The 17,541-nt window shown below is 69.7% G+C and carries 15 protein-coding genes and 1 tRNA gene; 3 read left to right on the top strand and 13 right to left on the bottom strand.

Translation table 11 applies throughout. The annotated features are described in order from the left end of the window. Positions 1 to 3 precede the first annotated feature (3 nt). From AB6V29_RS05285 to AB6V29_RS05260, 6 genes are all read right to left on the bottom strand, one after another. On the bottom strand, positions 4 to 804 hold the full coding sequence (locus AB6V29_RS05285; RefSeq protein WP_369357394.1) for an amino acid ABC transporter ATP-binding protein: 801 nt from the start codon (positions 802 to 804) through the stop codon (positions 4 to 6). Further along, entirely contained in the window at positions 791 to 1,456 is a 666-nt protein-coding gene (locus AB6V29_RS05280) for an amino acid ABC transporter permease (protein WP_307312980.1), read from the bottom strand. The genes AB6V29_RS05285 and AB6V29_RS05280 overlap by 14 nt, the downstream gene beginning before the upstream one ends. A gap of 88 nt (positions 1,457 to 1,544) precedes the next feature. After that, a complete protein-coding gene (locus AB6V29_RS05275) occupies positions 1,545 to 2,348 on the bottom strand; it encodes an amino acid ABC transporter substrate-binding protein (RefSeq protein WP_210073331.1) in 804 nt (267 codons plus the stop codon). 211 nt (positions 2,349 to 2,559) lie between these two features. Beyond that, positions 2,560 to 3,252, bottom strand: coding sequence for a 50S ribosomal protein L1 (gene rplA / locus AB6V29_RS05270; protein WP_094734955.1), 693 nt, complete (start codon positions 3,250 to 3,252; stop codon positions 2,560 to 2,562). 11 nt (positions 3,253 to 3,263) lie between these two features. Next, a complete protein-coding gene (gene rplK, locus AB6V29_RS05265) occupies positions 3,264 to 3,695 on the bottom strand; it encodes a 50S ribosomal protein L11 (RefSeq protein WP_013585556.1) in 432 nt (143 codons plus the stop codon). Between the two features lie 163 nt (positions 3,696 to 3,858). Continuing rightward, positions 3,859 to 4,311: a hypothetical protein gene (locus tag AB6V29_RS05260; RefSeq protein WP_369357391.1), complete on the bottom strand. Its 453-nt coding sequence runs from the start codon at positions 4,309 to 4,311 to the stop codon at positions 3,859 to 3,861. A 205-nt stretch (positions 4,312 to 4,516) separates the two neighbouring features. Here AB6V29_RS05260 and AB6V29_RS05255 point away from each other — a divergent pair, with 205 nt between their 5' ends. Beyond that, entirely contained in the window at positions 4,517 to 5,476 is a 960-nt protein-coding gene (locus AB6V29_RS05255; protein ID WP_369357389.1) for a hypothetical protein, read from the top strand. Positions 5,477 to 5,744: 268 nt separating this feature from the next. Here AB6V29_RS05255 and nusG read toward each other — a convergent pair whose 3' ends face one another. The 3 genes from nusG to AB6V29_RS05240 form a co-directional block, all read right to left on the bottom strand. After that, entirely contained in the window at positions 5,745 to 6,875 is a 1,131-nt protein-coding gene (gene nusG / locus AB6V29_RS05250; RefSeq protein ID WP_267787898.1) for a transcription termination/antitermination protein NusG, read from the bottom strand. A 60-nt stretch (positions 6,876 to 6,935) separates the two neighbouring features. After that, positions 6,936 to 7,211: a preprotein translocase subunit SecE gene (gene secE, locus AB6V29_RS05245; protein WP_210073325.1), complete on the bottom strand. Its 276-nt coding sequence runs from the start codon at positions 7,209 to 7,211 to the stop codon at positions 6,936 to 6,938. A 42-nt stretch (positions 7,212 to 7,253) separates the two neighbouring features. Further along, positions 7,254 to 7,326: transfer RNA gene (locus tag AB6V29_RS05240), tRNA-Trp, on the bottom strand. A 254-nt stretch (positions 7,327 to 7,580) separates the two neighbouring features. Here AB6V29_RS05240 and AB6V29_RS05235 point away from each other — a divergent pair. Further along, on the top strand, positions 7,581 to 9,404 hold the full coding sequence (locus AB6V29_RS05235) for an HSP90 family protein (protein ID WP_369357387.1): 1,824 nt from the start codon (positions 7,581 to 7,583) through the stop codon (positions 9,402 to 9,404). After that, positions 9,401 to 12,184 carry a hypothetical protein gene (locus AB6V29_RS05230; protein ID WP_369357385.1) on the top strand — a complete coding sequence of 928 codons (2,784 nt, stop codon included), beginning with the start codon at positions 9,401 to 9,403 and terminating at the stop codon, positions 12,182 to 12,184. The genes AB6V29_RS05235 and AB6V29_RS05230 overlap by 4 nt, the downstream gene beginning before the upstream one ends. A 59-nt stretch (positions 12,185 to 12,243) precedes the next feature. Here AB6V29_RS05230 and AB6V29_RS05225 read toward each other — a convergent pair whose 3' ends face one another. The 4 genes from AB6V29_RS05225 to AB6V29_RS05210 are packed head-to-tail and all read right to left on the bottom strand — an operon-like array spanning position 12,244 to position 17,513. Next, complete coding sequence (locus AB6V29_RS05225) at positions 12,244 to 13,605, bottom strand: NAD-dependent succinate-semialdehyde dehydrogenase (protein ID WP_369357383.1); 1,362 nt, start codon at positions 13,603 to 13,605, stop codon at positions 12,244 to 12,246. A 22-nt stretch (positions 13,606 to 13,627) separates the two neighbouring features. Then, complete coding sequence (locus AB6V29_RS05220) at positions 13,628 to 15,187, bottom strand: APC family permease (protein ID WP_307312993.1); 1,560 nt, start codon at positions 15,185 to 15,187, stop codon at positions 13,628 to 13,630. Next, positions 15,184 to 16,056, bottom strand: a complete 873-nt coding sequence (locus tag AB6V29_RS05215) for a universal stress protein (RefSeq protein WP_369357381.1) — start codon at positions 16,054 to 16,056, stop codon at positions 15,184 to 15,186. Before AB6V29_RS05215 ends, AB6V29_RS05220 begins: the two co-directional genes overlap by 4 nt. Next, positions 16,053 to 17,513, bottom strand: a complete 1,461-nt coding sequence (locus AB6V29_RS05210; protein ID WP_267787907.1) for an NAD(P)/FAD-dependent oxidoreductase — start codon at positions 17,511 to 17,513, stop codon at positions 16,053 to 16,055. Before AB6V29_RS05210 ends, AB6V29_RS05215 begins: the two co-directional genes overlap by 4 nt. Positions 17,514 to 17,541: the final 28 nt, after the last annotated feature.

Below are 17,541 nucleotides of genomic sequence, written 5' to 3'. Positions count from 1 at the left end.
GGGCTACGTCGGGGTGTCCGCGGGGTCGGGGCCGTCGAGCGGGCGCAGCAGACGGTCGAGGAAGCGCCGAGTGCGCTCCTTCTTCGGCTGACGCAACAGCTCGGACGGCGCGCCGCGCTCGACGATGACCCCCTCGTCGAAGAACAGCACCTCGTCGGCGACCTCGCGCGCGAAGCCGAGCTCGTGCGTGACGATCACCATCGTCCAGCCCTCGTCCGCGAGCTCGCGCAAGACGGTGAGCACCTCGCCCACGAGCTCGGGGTCGAGCGCGCTGGTCGGCTCGTCGAACAGCAGGAGCGCCGGCTGCAGGGCCAGCGCACGGACGATGCCCACACGCTGCTGTTGGCCGCCGGAGAGCTCGGACGGATACGCGTCGCGCTTCTCCGACAGCCCGACGCGGGCGAGCAGGGTCTCGGCACGAACGACGGCCTCGGCGCGAGGGACGCCGTGTGCCTGGATCGGCCCCTCGACGACGTTCTGGAGGACGGTGAGATGAGGGAAGAGATTGTGATGCTGGAACACCATCGCCGAGCGATCGCGCAGCCCGATACGGTCACCCTTCGAGACCTTCTGCGAGAAGTCCACGACCGGACCCCCGTCGAACGCCACCACCCCGGCATCCGGGGTCTCGAGGCCGTTCAGGCAGCGCAGCACCGTGGTCTTGCCCGACCCGGAGGGACCGATCAGCACGAGCACGTCGCCGCGACGTACCTCGAGGTCGACACCGTCGAGGACGCGATTGGTGCCGAAATTCTTCTGCAGTCCCGAGACGGCGAGCAGCGGAGCGGCGTCAGTGGGCGACATGGCGGTCCAGCCTCTTTTCCAGGGCGTTCTGGCCGAACGACAGCACGAGGCAGAACAGCCAGTAGATGAGCGCGGCCTCGAGATACACCGCCATGAACTCGTACGAGAAGGCCGCAATCGCCTGTGCCTGGCGGAACAGCTCGGTCACGAGGATGAGGGATGCCAGCGAGCTGTCCTTCACGAGCGAGATGAACGTGTTCGACAGCGGCGGCACCGAGACGCGAGCCGCCTGCGGAAGGATGATGCGGGTCAGCGTCTTGCGGGGAGAGAGCCCCACCGTGTGCGCCGCCTCCCACTGCCCGCGAGGAACCGACAGGATTGCCGCACGGATGACCTCTGCCGCGTACCCGCCGACGTTCAGCGAGAACGCGATGACGGCTGCGGGGAAGGGATCGATCGTCAGTCCCAGCGACGGCAGACCGTAGAAGATCACGAACAGCTGCACCAGCAGAGGCGTTCCGCGGATGATCGAGATGTAGAACCGGGCGACGCCCGACAGCAGCACGTTCCGCGACAGCCGCAACAGCGCCATCGCCAGCGCGATCACGAGACCGATCGCGAACGAGGCCAGGGACAGCGGGATCGTACCGGTGATTCCGGCCAGAACCATCGGCCAGAACGAATCGACGAGCAGGGTCCAGATGTCGTTCATGAGCCTCCTTCCTCACACGCGAGCGGATCATCCGCCCCCCACGTTAGAGCGGGGAGGCGGATGATCCGCGGGGGTTTACACCAGCTGGTTACTTCGTGACGTCGGCGCCGAAGTACTTGTCGCTGATCGAGGCGAGAGTTCCGTCGGCGCGGAGTTCGTCGAGAGCTCCGTCCACGGCATCCGCCAGCTTGTCCTGACCCTTCTTGAAAGCGAACGCGCTCTCGGAGGAGTCCTCCGTGGTCGCGGCGATCTTCAGGCCGGTGGGGCTGTTGGTCTTCTCGTAATCGAGGTAGGTGAGCTGGTCGTTGACCGTGGCGTCCACACGCCCCTGCTTGAGCAGGGCGACCGCCTGTGCCCAGCCCTCGACGGCCTCGACCTGGGCGCCGCTCGAGGTCGCGAGCTCGTACCAGTTGCTCGTGAGCGACTGGGCGGTGGTCTTGCCCGACAGGTCGGCGAAGCTCGAGATGGCGTTGTCGCTGTCGGTCGTCACGATGACGCCGCGAGAGACGGTGTACGGCGAGCTGAAGGCGTACTTCTCCTGGCGCTCGGGGTTGATCGAGACCTGGTTGGCGATGACGTCGAAGCGACCGGCATCCAGGCCCGCGAAGATGGCGTCCCACTGGGTCTCCTGGAACTTCACCTGCAGACCGAGCTTGTCGGCGACGGCCTTCGCGATCTCGACGTCGAATCCGGTGAGCTCGCCCGCGCCCTCGTGGTACGAGAAGGGGCGGTAGGTGCCCTCGGTCGCCACCGTCAGCGTGCCGCCCGAGACGAGGCCGAGGTCGGATCCCGCGTCGGGGTCGGCCGCGGTGGAGCCGCCGCTGCAGGCGGTCAGCGCGAGGGCGCTCAGGCCCAGGGTGGCGGCGAGGACGGTCAAACGGCGACGGGGCATAGCTGTTCCTGACATGGGTGAGGACGGTGGAGGAGATCGCCGAAGGCGACCGGGAGGGCACGCGGTGCAGGCGTACCCTCCAGCAGAACACGCGCGGGCACGTACGTCTTCCCGCATGACGCCGTATTGCACGATCGTGCACCCGCGACACGCCCCGGGAACGCGAAAGCCCCGCCGGCACGAGGTGCGGCGGGGCTTTCGGTGACGGATGTCAGACGATGACGTTGACGTCCAGCGGGATGCCGGGACCGAAGGTGGTCGAGACGGCGCCCTTCTGGATGTAACGACCCTTCGAGCTCGAGGGCTTGAGGCGGACGATCTCCTCGAGAGCGGCCTTGAGGTTCTCGTCGAGCTGCTCGGCCGAGAACGATGCCTTGCCGACGACGAAGTGCACGTTGGCGTGCTTGTCGACGCGGAACTCGATCTTTCCGCCCTTGATCTCCTCGACGGCCTTGGCCGGGTTGGGGGTCACGGTGCCGGTCTTGGGGTTCGGCATGAGGCCGCGGGGTCCGAGGACCTTACCGAGGCGACCGACCTGGCCCATGAGCTCGGGCGTCGAGACGGCGGCGTCGAACGACGTGTAGCCGGCCGCGACCTTCTCGATGAGCTCGGTGCCACCGACCTCGTCGGCGCCGGCGGCCAGAGCCGCCTCGGCCGCGGGGCCGTTGGCGAAGACGATGACGCGCGCGGTCTTACCCGTGCCGTGGGGGAGGATGACCGTGCCGCGGACCATCTGGTCTGCCTTACGGGGGTCGACCGAGAGCTTCAGCGCGACCTCGACGGTCGAGTCGAACTTCTTCGAGCCGGTCTCCTTCGCGAGGGCGACGGCCTCGGTCGGGGTGTAGAACGTGTCGGCCGCGATCTTCTCAGCTGCGGCGCGGAATGCCTTGGACTTGGTAGCCATTGTTATCTCCCTCAGTCCTCGACCGTGATGCCCATGGAACGGGCGGTGCCGGCGATGATCTTCGAGGCGGCCTCGATGTCGTTCGCGTTCAGGTCGGGCTGCTTCGTGGTGGCGATCTCGCGAACCTGGTCCTTGGTGAGCTTGCCCACCTTGACCGTGTGGGGCGTGGACGAACCCTTGGCCAGTCCAGCCGCCTTCTTGATGAGCTCCGCCGCCGGCGGGGTCTTCAGGATGAAGGTGAAGCTGCGGTCTTCGTAGACCGTGATCTCAACGGGGATCACGTTGCCGCGCTGGGCCTCGGTCGCCGCGTTGTAGGCCTTGCAGAACTCCATGATGTTGACGCCGTGCTGACCGAGCGCCGGACCGATCGGCGGTGCGGGGTTGGCCGCGCCTGCCTTGATCTGGAGCTTGATCAGGCCGGTCACCTTTTTCTTGGGTGCCATATCCTTTTCCTCTCTCGAGCGGGGGCCTCGCGGCTCCCTCTCTCCCGCACGCCCGGCGGTTCCGGGCAGCGGTCGTTGCGCACTGACGCACGCAACCTTGCCATTGTACGCGACGCCGGGCGTTTCGGCATCCGCGGCTCTTCCCGTCCTCGCCTCGCACCGCTCAACGCCCCCCGAGCGGATCCGGCCTCGGCCCCCGCCGGCCTCCCCGCACCCGCCACGCCCGCGCACTCGCCTCCCGGCACGCAGAAACGCGATCCGCCCGCAGAAACACGATGACAGCGCGTTTCTGCGGGCTGAGAGCGTTTCTGCGGGCTGGTCGCCCACCCGGGCCCGCTCCCCCTCGACCTGCGCGCCAGCCTCCGCCCACGACCACCGCAAGCGGCAGCGGCAGCACCAGCACCGGTGCCGGCACCAGCACCAGCACCAGCACCAGCACCAGCACCAGCACCAACACCAACGCCAACGCCAACGCCAGTACCAGCGGCAGCACCAGCGGCAGCACCAGCACCAGCACCAGCACCAGCACCAGCACCAGCACCAGGGGAAGCAACAGCACCAACGCCAGTACCAGCGGCAGCACCAGCACCGGTGGCAGCACCGGTGCCGGCACCACGCATAAACGCGATCTGCGTGCAGAAACACGATGACCGCGCGTTTCTGCGCGCCAACGGTGTTTATGCGCGTGCGTGACCCTGCGCCCGCACCCCGCGGCGATCACGGTGCCCCCGACACCCGCACGGCCCCGCCTACACCGGGGTCGCACGGTGGTTGTCCACAGCTCGCACACATGCTGTCCGCGAACCTGGCACCCTCGCCGAATGGATGCCGTTCCCCGCACGCTGCGCGCGTCACCGACTCCCTTGATGTTCACCTCGGACACGCCACGGCCCGGACCACCGCTCTGGCGCGACGAATCCCTGGTTCGCGTGCGAACCGGCATCTACGCCGTCCGCGCCGCGTGGGACGCACTACCACCGTGGGATCGCTATCTCGCCCGCGTCCACGCCTTCGCACTGACGCGACCGGATGCCGTCTTCTCACACGAATCGGCCGCGGCGCTGCTCGGGCTCCCCATCTTCGGTCACCCCCGCACCATCCACATCTTCGACGCACGCCGCGCGAGGTCGGTCAGGTACGGCGACGTCACCGTACACACCAGCCTCGATACGCGTCCCACATGCACGGTCGTCGGCATCGGCCTCACCGCGGTCGAAGACGTTGTCATCGATCTCTGCCGTGCGCTGCCTCCCGCGTTCGGCGTCGCGGTCGCCGACGCGGCGTTACGAGCTTTCGGCCTCGAGAGCGAGCGGTTACTCGAGCGCGCTGCTCTGCAGCGCAACGCGTACGGAGCACGGCGCATGCGTTGGGCGCTGACCCATGCCACGCCGCTGGCCGAGTCCCCGGCGGAGTCGATCAGCCGCGCGGTCATCGAGTGGTGCGGCTTTCCCTCGCCCCGGCTGCAGGTCGAGCACGACGTCGAAGGACGGATATTCCGATCGGACTTCTGCTGGCCGGAGCAGAACATCATCGGTGAGTGCGACGGGTGGCTGAAGTACGGCGGGGAGGATCCCGTCGCAGCGGCCGAGGCGGTCCGTGCGGAGAAGCGACGCGAGGACGCGCTCCGCCGAGAGGGGTGGCAGATCGCTCGATGGGACTACCCAGGCGCAGTGGGGGTAACCGCGCTGCGAAACGCCCTGACGGCAGCGGGACTGCGACAGGTGCGCCGCGCCGAGGTGGCCGCGCTGGCGTCGGTGGGCAGGAATGTCCGCTCGAAGTGATCCGCGCAAACGCGATCCGCGCGCAGAAACGCGATGACCACGCGTTTCTGCGCGCGCAGAGCGTTTCTGGGTGGAAACCAGGGCTCCGCCCGCCCACCCGCCGAGGTGCCCGCGCCGGCGCGGCGCGGTACGGCACGACACAGCGCGGCACGGCGCAGCGCGGCACGGCGCAGCGCAGCGCGGCACAGCACCGCGCAGCGCGGCGCCGGAGACGGCGAACGCCCCGCCGGACCGAGCCGAGCGGGGCGTTCGCGAAGACGCGGGGGCGTCAGATCATCTTGGTGACCTGGTCGAACGACAGCTCGACCGGGGTCTCGCGCTCGAAGAGCGACACGAGCACCGTGAGCTTGCCGCTCTCGGGCTTGATTTCGCTGATCGTGCCGGGCAGACCCGCGAACGAGCCTTCCTTGATGGTGATCGTCTCGCCGGTCTCGAAGTCGACCTCGGCGGGGATGACGCGAGCCGTGGTGGCCGAGCCCTTGGCGGCGGCGCCCTTGACGGGGGCGGCCTCCTTGACCTCGACGAGGCTCTTCAGCATGTTGAAGGCCTCTTCGAAGCGCAGCGGGGTCGGGTTGTGGGCGTTGCCCACGAAGCCGGTGACACCGGGGGTGTGGCGAACGACCGACCAGGTGTCTTCGTTGAGGTCCATGCGCACCAGCACGTAGCCGGGGATGCGCACGCGGTTGACCATCTTGCGCTGGCCGTTCTTGATCTCGACGACGTCCTCCATGGGGACCTCGACCTGGTAGATGTCGTCCTCGACCTCGAGCGTCGACTTGCGCTGCTCGATGTTGGCCTTCACCTTGCGCTCGAACCCGGCGTAGGAGTGGATGACGAACCACTTACCGGGGAGCGAACGCAGCTCGGCGCGGAACGCCTCGTACGGGTCGGCGTCCTCGTCGGCGTCGACAACGATGCCGTCGACGTCGCTGGCGGCATCGGCGGGCGACTCGGCGGCCTCGGCCGCGTCGACCTCGCCCGCGGCAGCGGAGACCTCGTCGACGAAGTCCTCGTCGAGGACGGGAGCGTCGGGCTCTCCGTTCACGTCGGGACCGTCGTAGGGGGTGACCTCGTCAGCGGCTTCGGCGGCCTCTTCCGCCTGCTCCTCCGCGAGGGAGTCGTTCAGGACCTCGGCGGCGGCCTCGGCCTCGCTGGTCTCGTCGATCTCGAGAGCGTCGTTCACGATCGCGTCCGCCTCCGGGTCGGTGATGTCGATGTCGCCGAGGTCGGCGTCGTCGGTGTCGGTCTCGTCATCGACGATGTGGACCGCGGTGTGCTCGGCCGAGTCGGAGGCACGCTCCTGAGACGCGAGCACGTTGCCCTCCTGGGCTTCGTCGTCCTCGCTGGACTGCTCAGCGGCCGTCGCCCAGTCGGCGTCGTCGACATATCTTTCAGACACTGTGATCTCTTCCGTTCAGAGGCGGCCGCTCGTGGGGCCGCGCGTCCGCCCAGACGCCGGTCAGGCGCCGGCGGTACCGGGGACGCCGAAGACGGCGGTGGTGATCCACACGAACAACACGTCGAGGCCGTAGACGATCGCCATCATGACGACGACGAACCCGAGGACGACGGCGGTGAACTTGAAGAGCTCTTGCCGCGTCGGCGTGACGACCTTGCGCAGTTCCGCGAAGACCTGACGAATGAACAGGGCGATCCGCGCGAAGAAGTTGAGCTTCTTCTCGCGGGGCGCGCCGCGCTCGGCGACGATCTCGCCCTTCGCCTCGTCCTGCGTCATCGAACCACCTAGGTCTGTGTCTGTGCCAGCGTGCGCTGTGCGCAGGGCGGACAGGAATCGAACCTGCAACCTGCGGTTTTGGAGACCGCTGCTCTGCCAATTGAGCTACCGCCCTAAGATCCCGCGGGATCCAGGATGCGAAATCAACGCGCTTCCGCCCGGAATTCCTCGAGGAGGGATGCCGCACGCCCGGGGGCATGGCGAAAGAATGCAGATTTCGACTGCACTGCAAGTGTACGGCATCGGGCGCACCGCCGACGAACGGAGCCCCCGTGCGGCCGTCGCCGAGGGCTCATGGATAGGCTGGAAGACGGTCGCCATCCTGGCCCCCGACACATCGGCGACCGGCGAGAGTTCAGGAGCACCCCGATGAGTTCGCACGCGCCCGCCCAGCAGTTCCAGGTCGATCTGCGCGGCGTCATCGACCTGTTGAGCCGCCACATCTACTCCGGTCCCCGCGTGTTCCTGCGCGAGCTCCTGCAGAACGCCGTCGACGCGATCGCCGCCCGACGAGAGGTCGACGGCGGCGGCGGTCGCGTTCGGATCACCCCGATCAGCGCCTCGTCCGACGAGTTCGTCCTCCGCGACGACGGGGTGGGGCTGACGCCCGACGAGGTGGCCGACCTGCTCGGAACGGTGGGCCGCAGCTCCAAGCGCGACGTGTTCGATCTGCCGCGCTCCGACTTCCTCGGGCAGTTCGGCATCGGCATGCTCTCGTGCTTCATGGTGTGCGACGACATCGTCATCCGCTCCCGCAGTGCTCGCGGCACCGCGCCCGTACAGTGGAGGGGGTACACGGACGGGACCTTCGAGGTCGGCCCGGGCCCCGAGGACACCCCGGTGGGCACGAGCGTGCACCTGCGCTCGCGCAGTGACAGCCGGGCGCTGCTGAGCACCGCCACCGTCGTCGAGCTCGCCGAGACCTTCGGGCGGTACCTCCCGATCTCGGTGAGCGTCGACCTTCCCGCCGGCGGCGAGACGACCATCACCGCGGCTCCCCCGTTCCTCGGCGATGACCGGGAGGAGCAGGCCGCCTACGGGCGCGAGCTGCTGGGCGCGGAACCGCTCGCGATCATCCCGCTCTCGGTCCCCGCCACTCAGACTCGCGGCCTGGCCTTCGTGCTGCCGTTCGCCCCGGCATCCACCGCTCGCCAGAGCACCCGGGTGTACCTGCAGCGCATGCTGCTCACCGAACGCGCCGACGACCTCCTGCCGGACTGGGCGTTCTTCGTGCGCGCGGTGGTCGACTCGGCGGGACTGCACCCCACGGCGAGCCGTGAGGCGCTCGTGGCGGACGACGCGCTCGAGCAGACCCGGACCGAGCTGGGGGATGCCATTCGCCGGTGGATCCTCGATCTCGCCCTCAGCGACCCCCTCCGCCTCGCGCAGGTCGTGAGCGTCCACGAAGTGGCGTTGAAGTCGCTGGTCCGACACGACGACGAACTGGCCCGGTTCATCGTGCCCTGGCTCTCGGTCGAGACGAACGTCGGGCGTCTTCGTATCGACGACCTCGTCGGGCGCTCCTCCCCCGTGCGGTTCACCGAGACCGTCGAGGCGTTCCGACAGGTCGCGAGCGTCGCATCGACCGGTTCGGTCCTCGTCAACGGCGGCTACCTGTACGACGACGAACTCATCCGGCTGCTGCCCGAGGTGTTCCCGGACGTCCGCGTCGAAGCCGTCGACGTCGTGGACGAGATCGATCGCCTCGCCCCTGCGCCGTGGGACCAGCGCACGCTCGCTCTCGCGCTCGAGGAGCGCGCTCGCGACGCCCTGGGCACCGTCGACGTGGTGACGCGCTCCTTCGAGCGCGCGGAAGCACCAGCACTGTTCGTCGCCGACCCCGACGTGCTGCGCGCGCTCGACCGCGGTCGCGCGCGCAGCGCGGGAGGCTCGCTGTGGGCGGGGGTCCTCGACCGTGCCGAGCGGGCCGGCGCGCGCGGGCGCGACCACGCGCAGGACCCGCCCGCCTCTCGTCTGTGCCTGAACTGGACGAACCCGACCGTGCAACGCCTCGCACACGCCCCGGAGGGGCGCGCCTTCACGGCGGGCGTGCAGCTGCTCTACGTCCAGGCGCTGCTCGCCGGCCACCACCCCCTCGGAGGCGGCGACCGGGCGCTGATGTCGTCGGCCCTGGCCGATCTGGTCGAACTCGCCGCCTCTTCTTCCGACCCCACGACGAAAGGACCCGCATGACCGCCGCCGCCGAGAGCATCCGTGCCCTGTTCGACGAGATCGACCGGACGCCGTGGGGCCCCCGGGAGCGAGCCCTCGTCGCCGAGGCGGTGGCCCGCGCGCAGGACAGCGGTGACGCGCGCCTCGAGTACGAAGCGCGCCTGCGTCAGACCTCGAGCGCCAACATGATCGGCGACACCGATCTCATGCTCACGTCTTTCGCGTGGTGCCTCGCGCAGCACGACGCGGATCCCGAGCGCTTCCCCGCCGAGCTGGAGCCGGCCGGCGACCTGCTCTGGCAGTACAAGTGGATGGCCGGCGCCCTGCGCGGCTCGCCGGAGTTCTCGAGCGAGCAGATCGACGCCGTCCTCGATGACATGGAAGAGCACTATCACCGCGCCGGTGTGGGCATGAGCGGTGCGGTGATGGCGCGATTCGAGGACGCGTGGGCGGCCGGGCGCATCGACGAGGCCGCCGCGCTGCGCGAACGCCTCGAGGCGACACCGCGTGACGAGTACAGCCACTGCGACGCCTGCGTCCGCAGCCAGTTCGCCGGGTTCTTCGCCGAGACAGGTCGAGAGGACGAGGCCATCCGCCTGGTCGAGGAGATGGTCGAGGGCGGCTTCACCTGCGGAGAGGAGCCCGAGCGCGCTCTCGCTCTGGCCCTTCTCCCGCTGTTGCGGGCGGGCCGCCTCGATCAGGCCCGCGCGTTCCATCTGCGCAGCTACCGTCTGGCGAGGGAGAATCCCGACAACCTCACGATCATCGCCGACAACGTCGTGTTCTGCGCCCTGACCGGCAACGAGGCGCGCGCCCTGACCCTCGTCGAGAAGCACCTGCGGTGGCTGGCTCACGATGGCCTGAACGCCGAGGCGCACCAGGAGGCCTTGGCCGCTTTCGCGCTGGCTCTGGACGCCGTGACCCGCGCCGGCCACGGCGGCACCCCCGTACGAGGCTCGGATGCCGCGGAGCTCGCGCCGCTGCTCGATGGGCGCGGGCACATGCTGACGGCATCCGAGCTCGCCTCCCTGTGCTGGGCGCGCGCCGACGAGATCGCGGCGGCGTTCGATCGCCGCAACGGCACCGACGCGCACGCGCGCCGGCTGGAGCGCACGCGCGCGCTCGCGCAGGAGCACTACGACGTGCCGCTGTCGTCGTCGGGTTTCTCCGCTGCGGCCACCGTCCCTCGCGAGCGCGATCTCGCCGAACGCATCGAGCGCGCTCAGGTGCTCGCCGCCGTCGGCACCCCGAGCGCGATCGACGCCCTCGCCGATGTGCTCGACGACGCCGAGGCCGCCGATCGCGTGCCCCTGACCTTCGCGCTGTTGCGCGCGCTCGTCGCCGAGGACCGCCTCGACGACGCCGCAGCCGTGCTCACGGCGCGAGAAGAGGCTCTGCGCGCGATGGGGCGAGACGCCCGCGCCAGCATCGAGGCCGAGTTCGGCCTCGCCCTGTTCGGTGTCGACGACGACGCAGCGCGCCGGGCTCTCGACACCCACCCCGACGCCCCCGCCGATCTGACGGCCCACCTGTTGACGATCGTCGCCTACCGCCACCTCGTCGAACGGCGGCTCGACGAGGCCCTCGACGCGAGCCGTCGCGCCCGGGAGCTGTACGCGGCGGAGGGCGATGTCGAGCGGGCCCACGCTCTGGCACACCTCGAAGCGGACGTGCGGCGGGCGGCGGACGACCCGGAGGGCGCGCTCGAGTCGCTCGACGCGCTGCTGTCCGAGGACGCGGTCGCTCCCGGACGACGCGTGCGCCTGCTGATGGATCGGGCGACGATCCGCGACGCGCTGGGCGAGCCCCTTCAGGGAGCCGACGACGCCGACGAGGCTACGCGGTTGCTCCTGGCGTGGGACGCCGACGATCATGTCGTCGCGAGCGCGATGTCGCTGGGCGCGCAGCTCGCGGAACGCGCGGGCGAGAACGACCGGGCCGTCGCCGGCTACCGAGTCGCCCTGCAACGCCTCGAGACGACGGGCGAGCCGACGACCGGACTGCTCTACGGTCTCGGCCGTGCCCTCGTGGCCGCCGGCGCGGCCCACGAGGCCATCGAGGTGATCGACGACGTGCTCGAACGGGAGACAGCGGCAAACGAGGCACCGGGATCACGAGCCATCACGGTGGGGCTGCTCGCGCGGGCCTTCGAACAGGCCGAGGAATGGGACAACGCCCTGCGTGCGTGGGAGATCACGGCCGAACTGCACGTCGAGGCCGGGGAACCGGCTCGCCGCGCATCGGCACTCGTGGCGCGCGCGCACCTGCTCGGCCGGCTCGGCGGCGGGGACGAAGCGGTCGACACTCTCACGACGGCGGTCGCGGCTGCTCGAACCGACCCCGACAACCGCGGCATGCTCGCCGACGCCCTCCATTCCCTCGCGCAGGCCAAGGCACATCGGGGGGACGACGACGCGATCGCAGTCCTCGACGAGGCGCTCGAGATCGGTCGGACCGACGAGGCGGAGTGGCTCGTGGCCGACCTCCTCGACACGCGCGCGCGGATCCTCGCCGGCACCGGGCGAACCGACGACGCCGTCGCGAATGCGCTCCAGGCCGCCGACGGGTTCCTCGCCGCCGGGGGCGTCCCGCAGGCGGGCGCGTCCGAACTCCTCGCTGCCCGGATCCTGCGGGATGCGGAGCGCACGGAGGAGGCCGCCGCGGTACTGCGTTCGGCTCACGAGCACGCCGCCGGCCAGGAGCAGCTGCGTCAGGCGATCGCCATCGACCTCGGCGACGCCCTCGAGGCGCTCGGCCGCCACGGCGAGGCGACCGAGGTGCGCGGCACCCTTCCGAGCTGACAGGAGTTTCACCGACGACGGCGGCATCCCGCGGGATGCCGCCGTCGTCGTAAAGCCCCTCAGGCCGTGCGGATGAGCTTCTTGTTCACGAACTCGTCGGCCGCGAGCAGCCCCATCTCGCGCGACGTGCCACTGCGCTTGACGCCGCCGAAGGGCAGCTCGGGCGAGTCGGCGAGCACGACGTTGACGTAGACCATGCCGGCCTCGATGCGATCGGCGATGCGCTGAGCCTGCTCGGCATCCGTGGTGAAGACGTACGAGCCGAGACCGTAACCGGTGTCGTTCGCGAGGTCGACGGCCTCGTCTTCGCTCGAGACGCGATAGACGGTGCCGACGGGGCCGAAGAACTCCTCACCGTAGGCGTCCATCTCGCGCGTCACTCCCGTGAGCACGGTGCCCGGGTAGAACGCTCCGTCGCGGGTTCCGCCGACCTCGACGGTCGCGCCCTGGGCGAGGGCGCGCTGGACCTGCTCGTCGAGGCGCTCGGCCGCGGCCAGCGACGACAGGGGCCCGAGCACTGTGTCGTCGGCGAAGGGGTCGCCGACCTTGGCTTCGCCCAGCGCCGCCGTGAACTTCTCGAGGAAGGCGTCGTACAGCTCGTCGATCACGATGAAGCGCTTGGCGCCGTTGCACGACTGCCCGTTGTTGTCGAGGCGCGCATCGACGGCCGCCTGGACCGCGGCATCCAGGTCATCCGTGGAGAGGAGGATGAACGGGTCGGACCCGCCGAGTTCGAGCGCGACCTTCTTGAGGTTGCGACCGGCGATCTCGGCCACGGCGGCACCCGCACGCTCGGACCCGGTGACCGAAACGCCCTGCACACGACGGTCGGCGATGATGGTCGCCGCCTGCTCGTTGGTGGCGCGGATGTTCACGTAAGCGCCCTCGGGCAGGCCCGCGTCGCGGTAGATCGCCTGCAGGGCCTCGGCCGACTCGGGGCACTGGGGTGCGTGCTTGAGCAGGATCGTGTTGCCGACAGCCAGGTTCGGAGCCGCGAAACGGGCGACCTGGTAGTACGGGAAGTTCCACGGCATGATGCCGAGCAGCACGCCCAGCGGCGAGCGGCGGATCACGGCGGATCCTTCGCCCAGGATGTCCAGCGGGCTGTCACCGGTGATCTTGTGGATGTTGTCGGCGTAGTACTCGGTGATGTCGGCGGCGAAGTCGACCTCGCCGAGCGCCGCCTCGAGCGGCTTGCCCATCTCGCGCACGATGATCGCGGCGAGATCGTCACGCCGATCACGGTGCAGCTGAGCGACGCGACGCAGGCCCTCGGCGCGCTCGGCCGGAGCGGTGCGCGACCAGACGCGGTACCCGTCGTGCGCGGAGGCGATGGCGGCATCGACCCCGGCATCGCTCAACGTGTCGTACTCGGCGAGGGTCTCACCGGTGGCGGGATTGACGACGGCGTAGTCGCTCATGGTGCTCCTTTTCGTTTCGTTGTCAGGACCTGATGCGGCGGCGGGCGCTGGCGGGGGCTTCTCGACCCAGGGTCTCACCCCGGAAGAAGCCGGGGCTCGCGATGCGCTGGGCGATCATGAGCACGATTCCGACCACGATGATCACCACGGTGATCACGAACACGAGGCCGACACCGCCGATCTCGGAGCCCGAGCCGTAGTCGGGGCTCGCGCTGTCGATGAGGGTGGTGACGAACAGCACCGCGAGGATCAGCCCGCCGACGAGGGGGGCGAGCAGCGTCAGGAAGACGTTGCGCACCGAGTCGAACCACTGCTTTCGGAAGTACCAGACGCACGCGAACGCGGTCAGACCGTAGTAGAAGCAGATCATCGCGCCGAGGGCCGTGATGGTGTCGGTGAGCACGTTCTCGCTCAGCACGCGCATGACCGCGTAGAACACGGAGGCGACGACCGCCGAGACGATGGTGGCGTAGCCCGGGGTGAAGAAGCGCGGGCTGACCTTCGCGAACTTCTTCGGCAGGGCGTCGTAGTGGGCCATCGCCAGGAGCGTGCGGGCGGGGCCGACGAAGGTCGCCTGCAGCGAGGATGCCGAGCTGGTGAGCACCGCGAGCGAGACCAGGAACGCGAGGGGTCCGAGGATCGGGCCCGACAGGTGGAAGAAGACGTTCTCCTGGATGTCCTCGTTGCCGAGGCCCAACTCCCCCGTGCCGTTGCCCGCGAACATCAGCAGGGCGACGGCGATCAGCAGGTACAGGGCGACGATGAGGAACACCGTCACGGTGGCGGCGCGACCCGGTGTCTTGTCGGGGTCCTTCGTCTCCTCGTTCATCGTGAGGATGACGTCCCACCCCCAGAAGATGAAGATCGACAGGGAGAGCCCGGCGGCGAAGGCGCTGAAGGACGGGACCTCGAAGGGGTTGAACCACGACGCCTGGACGGGGCTCGCATCGAAAGCGTTCCCGTTGAGCATCTCGACGACGGCTGCGGCCGCGAAGACCAGCAGCACGAGGATCTGGAACCCGACCAGGCCGTACTGCAGGCGCTGGGTGGTCTGCAGGTCGCGATACGACACGATCGTGGCCAGCAGCATGAAGATCAGGCAGACCGCGACGTTGATCGGGACGACCCGGGTCAGCTCGGCGATCTCGGCGTTGCCGGTGACCTGCGCGATCAGCAGGAACAGGAAGTCCACCGCGATACCGGCGAGGTTCGACAGCACGATGACGGTGGCGGCGATCAGGCCCCAGCCCGCCATCCACCCGACCCACGGCCCGAAGGCGCGGGCTGCCCAGGTGAAGGAGGTGCCGGCATCCGGCATCTTCGAGTTCAGTTCGCGGTAGCCGAGCGCGACGAGAAGCATGGGGATGAAGCCGACGAGGATGATCGCCGGCACCTGGAAGCCGACGGCCGAGACGGTCGGGCCGAGGGCACCGGTCAGCGTGTAGGCGGGGGCGATGGTCGAGATCCCGATGACGACGGCGCCGATCATGCCGATCGAGCCGACCCGGAGACCCTTGTTCGAGATGCCGGTGGTGACGGCGCTGTCGGGCGCCGGGCTCGCGCCGCTGGGAGAACTGGTCATGAGGAGGCCTCCGAGGTGCGCGGCACGACGATCATGGGGACGGGAAGGGCGCGGAGGATGCGCCCCGCGGTGGAACCGAGGAACAGGCGGCGGGGCTGCGCGAGCCGGCTCGAGCCCACGAGGGCCACTTCGCCGGGCTGCCAGTCGATGCGCGAGACGGCGTCTTCGATGTCGGAGCCCGCGCCGACGACGGCCTCGGTCTCGATCTCGGCGGGAAGGGCCGAGCGAACGGACTCGAGCACACTCTCTGCGTGCGCCTGGCCGGTGAGCCGCGTCAGCGACGCGTCGACGCGAGCGGGCAGGTCGACGCCCGCGAGAGAGAGGAGCCGCAGGGGCGCCTTCGCCCGGCGGGAGAGGGATGCCGCGGTGTCGAGCAGGACGTCGGCTCCGGGTCGCGTGCCGATCGCGGCGGTGATACGCGGCAGCCCGACGGACGGGTCGACCTTGCGCGCGCCCTCGGGGGCGAGGGCGACGGGGACGGGCGCCGAGTGGACGAGCTCTTCGGCGGTCGTGCCGAGGCGGTGACGGCCGCGGGGTCCTCCCCCGCCGGTGCCGACGACGATGACTTCGGCATCGAATTCCTCGGCCGCCGCGACGAGTCCGTCCGACACCGCCTGGGCGATGCGGACGTGGCCCCGGATGCCGGGATAGGGCGCCACGGCCTCGCGCAGCCAGCCGCGGGCGGTGTCCTGCACGAGGCGCTCGTACCCGGCATCCGTCGGGATGGAGACGTTGTTCTCCGCCGACGGCAGCACGACGACCGCGTGCACCGGGGCGTCGAGTGCGGCACCCAGCCGCGCGCCGAGCGCGAGGGCGTCGGCACCGGCGTCGGTCGCGGTGTAGCCGACCACCACGCGGCGGGCGCTCATCCGCGCGTCCGATCGAGGATCTCGTCGGCCGCACGGTGGCCCTGACGGATCGCTCCGTCGACGTGCTGGAAGCCGGCCCCGGCCATGTCGCTGCACGCGAGGTGGAGGGGTCCGACGCTCTCGCGCAGCTCGGCGCCGTAGCGGTGCAGGCCGCCCATGTCGAAGCTCGCGGCGTACGCGCCGCGGGTCCATTCCTCGGTGCCCCAGTCGCTCTCGTAGTAGACGACGGGGTCCTTCGCCCGGGGACCGTAGTAGCGCGAGAGCGAGTCGAGGATGCGCTCCTTGCGCTCCTCGGGGCTGAGGCGGAACAGATCGTCGGCGTTGTGGTCCGAGACGAAGCCCACGAGGGTTCCGCGCTCGTCACCGTGGTTGGTGTTGTCGTAGGCCTCGTGTGCCAGTTCGTACGGGCTGAAGGCGGTGCCCGACAGGCCGTCCTCGCGCCAGAACGGGGTCTCGTACACGGCGTGGACCTTGATGACGAAGCCCATCGAGAGGTGCTGGTGCATCTGGTGCTGCAGGCGCGGCAGCGGGGGCTCGAACGAGATGCGCGAGTACAGCACGGGCGCCAGCGCCAGGATCGCGAAGCGGGCACGGACGGTGACGCCGTCCGCGATCACCGTGACCCCAGAAGAAGAGGTCTTCGCGGCCTCGACGCGAGCGGTCAACGCGCGCAGGTCGTCGACCCGCTGTCCCGTCGCCGAGTCGGCGGGGCGCTCCGCCGTCGCGGCGACGTCGCCCCAGATGACGCGGCGCACCGGCTGGTTCAGCAGCACGTCGTCGCCGAGGCGCTCGGCCAGCAGCTCGGGCACCTGCTGGAGGCCGCCGACGACGCGCTTGTCGAGGATGAAGTCAGCGTCGACGAGGTTCGAGTAGGAGCCCGCGGATGCCGCCATGTGCAGCGACTGCAGCAGCGAGAAGGTGTGCGTGGGCTTGGTGAGCATCGCGGAGCCCGTTGCGAACGCCAGGTTGCGGACGGCCTCGTCGTCGTCGGTCTGCTCGCGCAGCCACGCGTCCCACGAGATCCGGTCCCACTCGGCGGCCCGGGGGTGATCCCACGGCCGGTCCGGGTCGATCTCGGCCACCATCTCATCGAGGAGCGCGGTCACCTCGTCGATGGCCTTCTCGGTCTCGGGCGCGACGGGGAACATCTCGCCGGTGAAGCGCTTGGCCCGACCGTCGGGGCCGACGTAGACGCTGTCGCCCTCGCGGTAGCGGCTGTAGGTCGACAGTCCCAGGTCGGCGACGGTGTCGATGAGCGCCTGCTGGTCGGGCGAGACCCACTGGCCGCCCAGTTCGAGCATCGCTCCGTCGACCACGTCGGTCCACAGACGCCCGCCGACGCGGTCGCGCGCCTCGAGCACGGTGACCGAGAGTCCGGCCTTGCGAAGATCGTTGGCGGCGGTGAGACCGGCGGCGCCGGCTCCGATGACGACCACGTCTCGGGTGATCTCGTCCATGAAAACGTCCTTACTTGTCGTGCGGAGT

It is taken from the genome of Microbacterium sp. 20-116 (assembly GCF_041079415.1).
GTDB lineage: Bacteria > Actinomycetota > Actinomycetes > Actinomycetales > Microbacteriaceae > Microbacterium.
The sequence above is the reverse complement of the archived record's forward strand: the minus strand, read 5'-3'. Positions and strand labels throughout refer to the sequence as shown.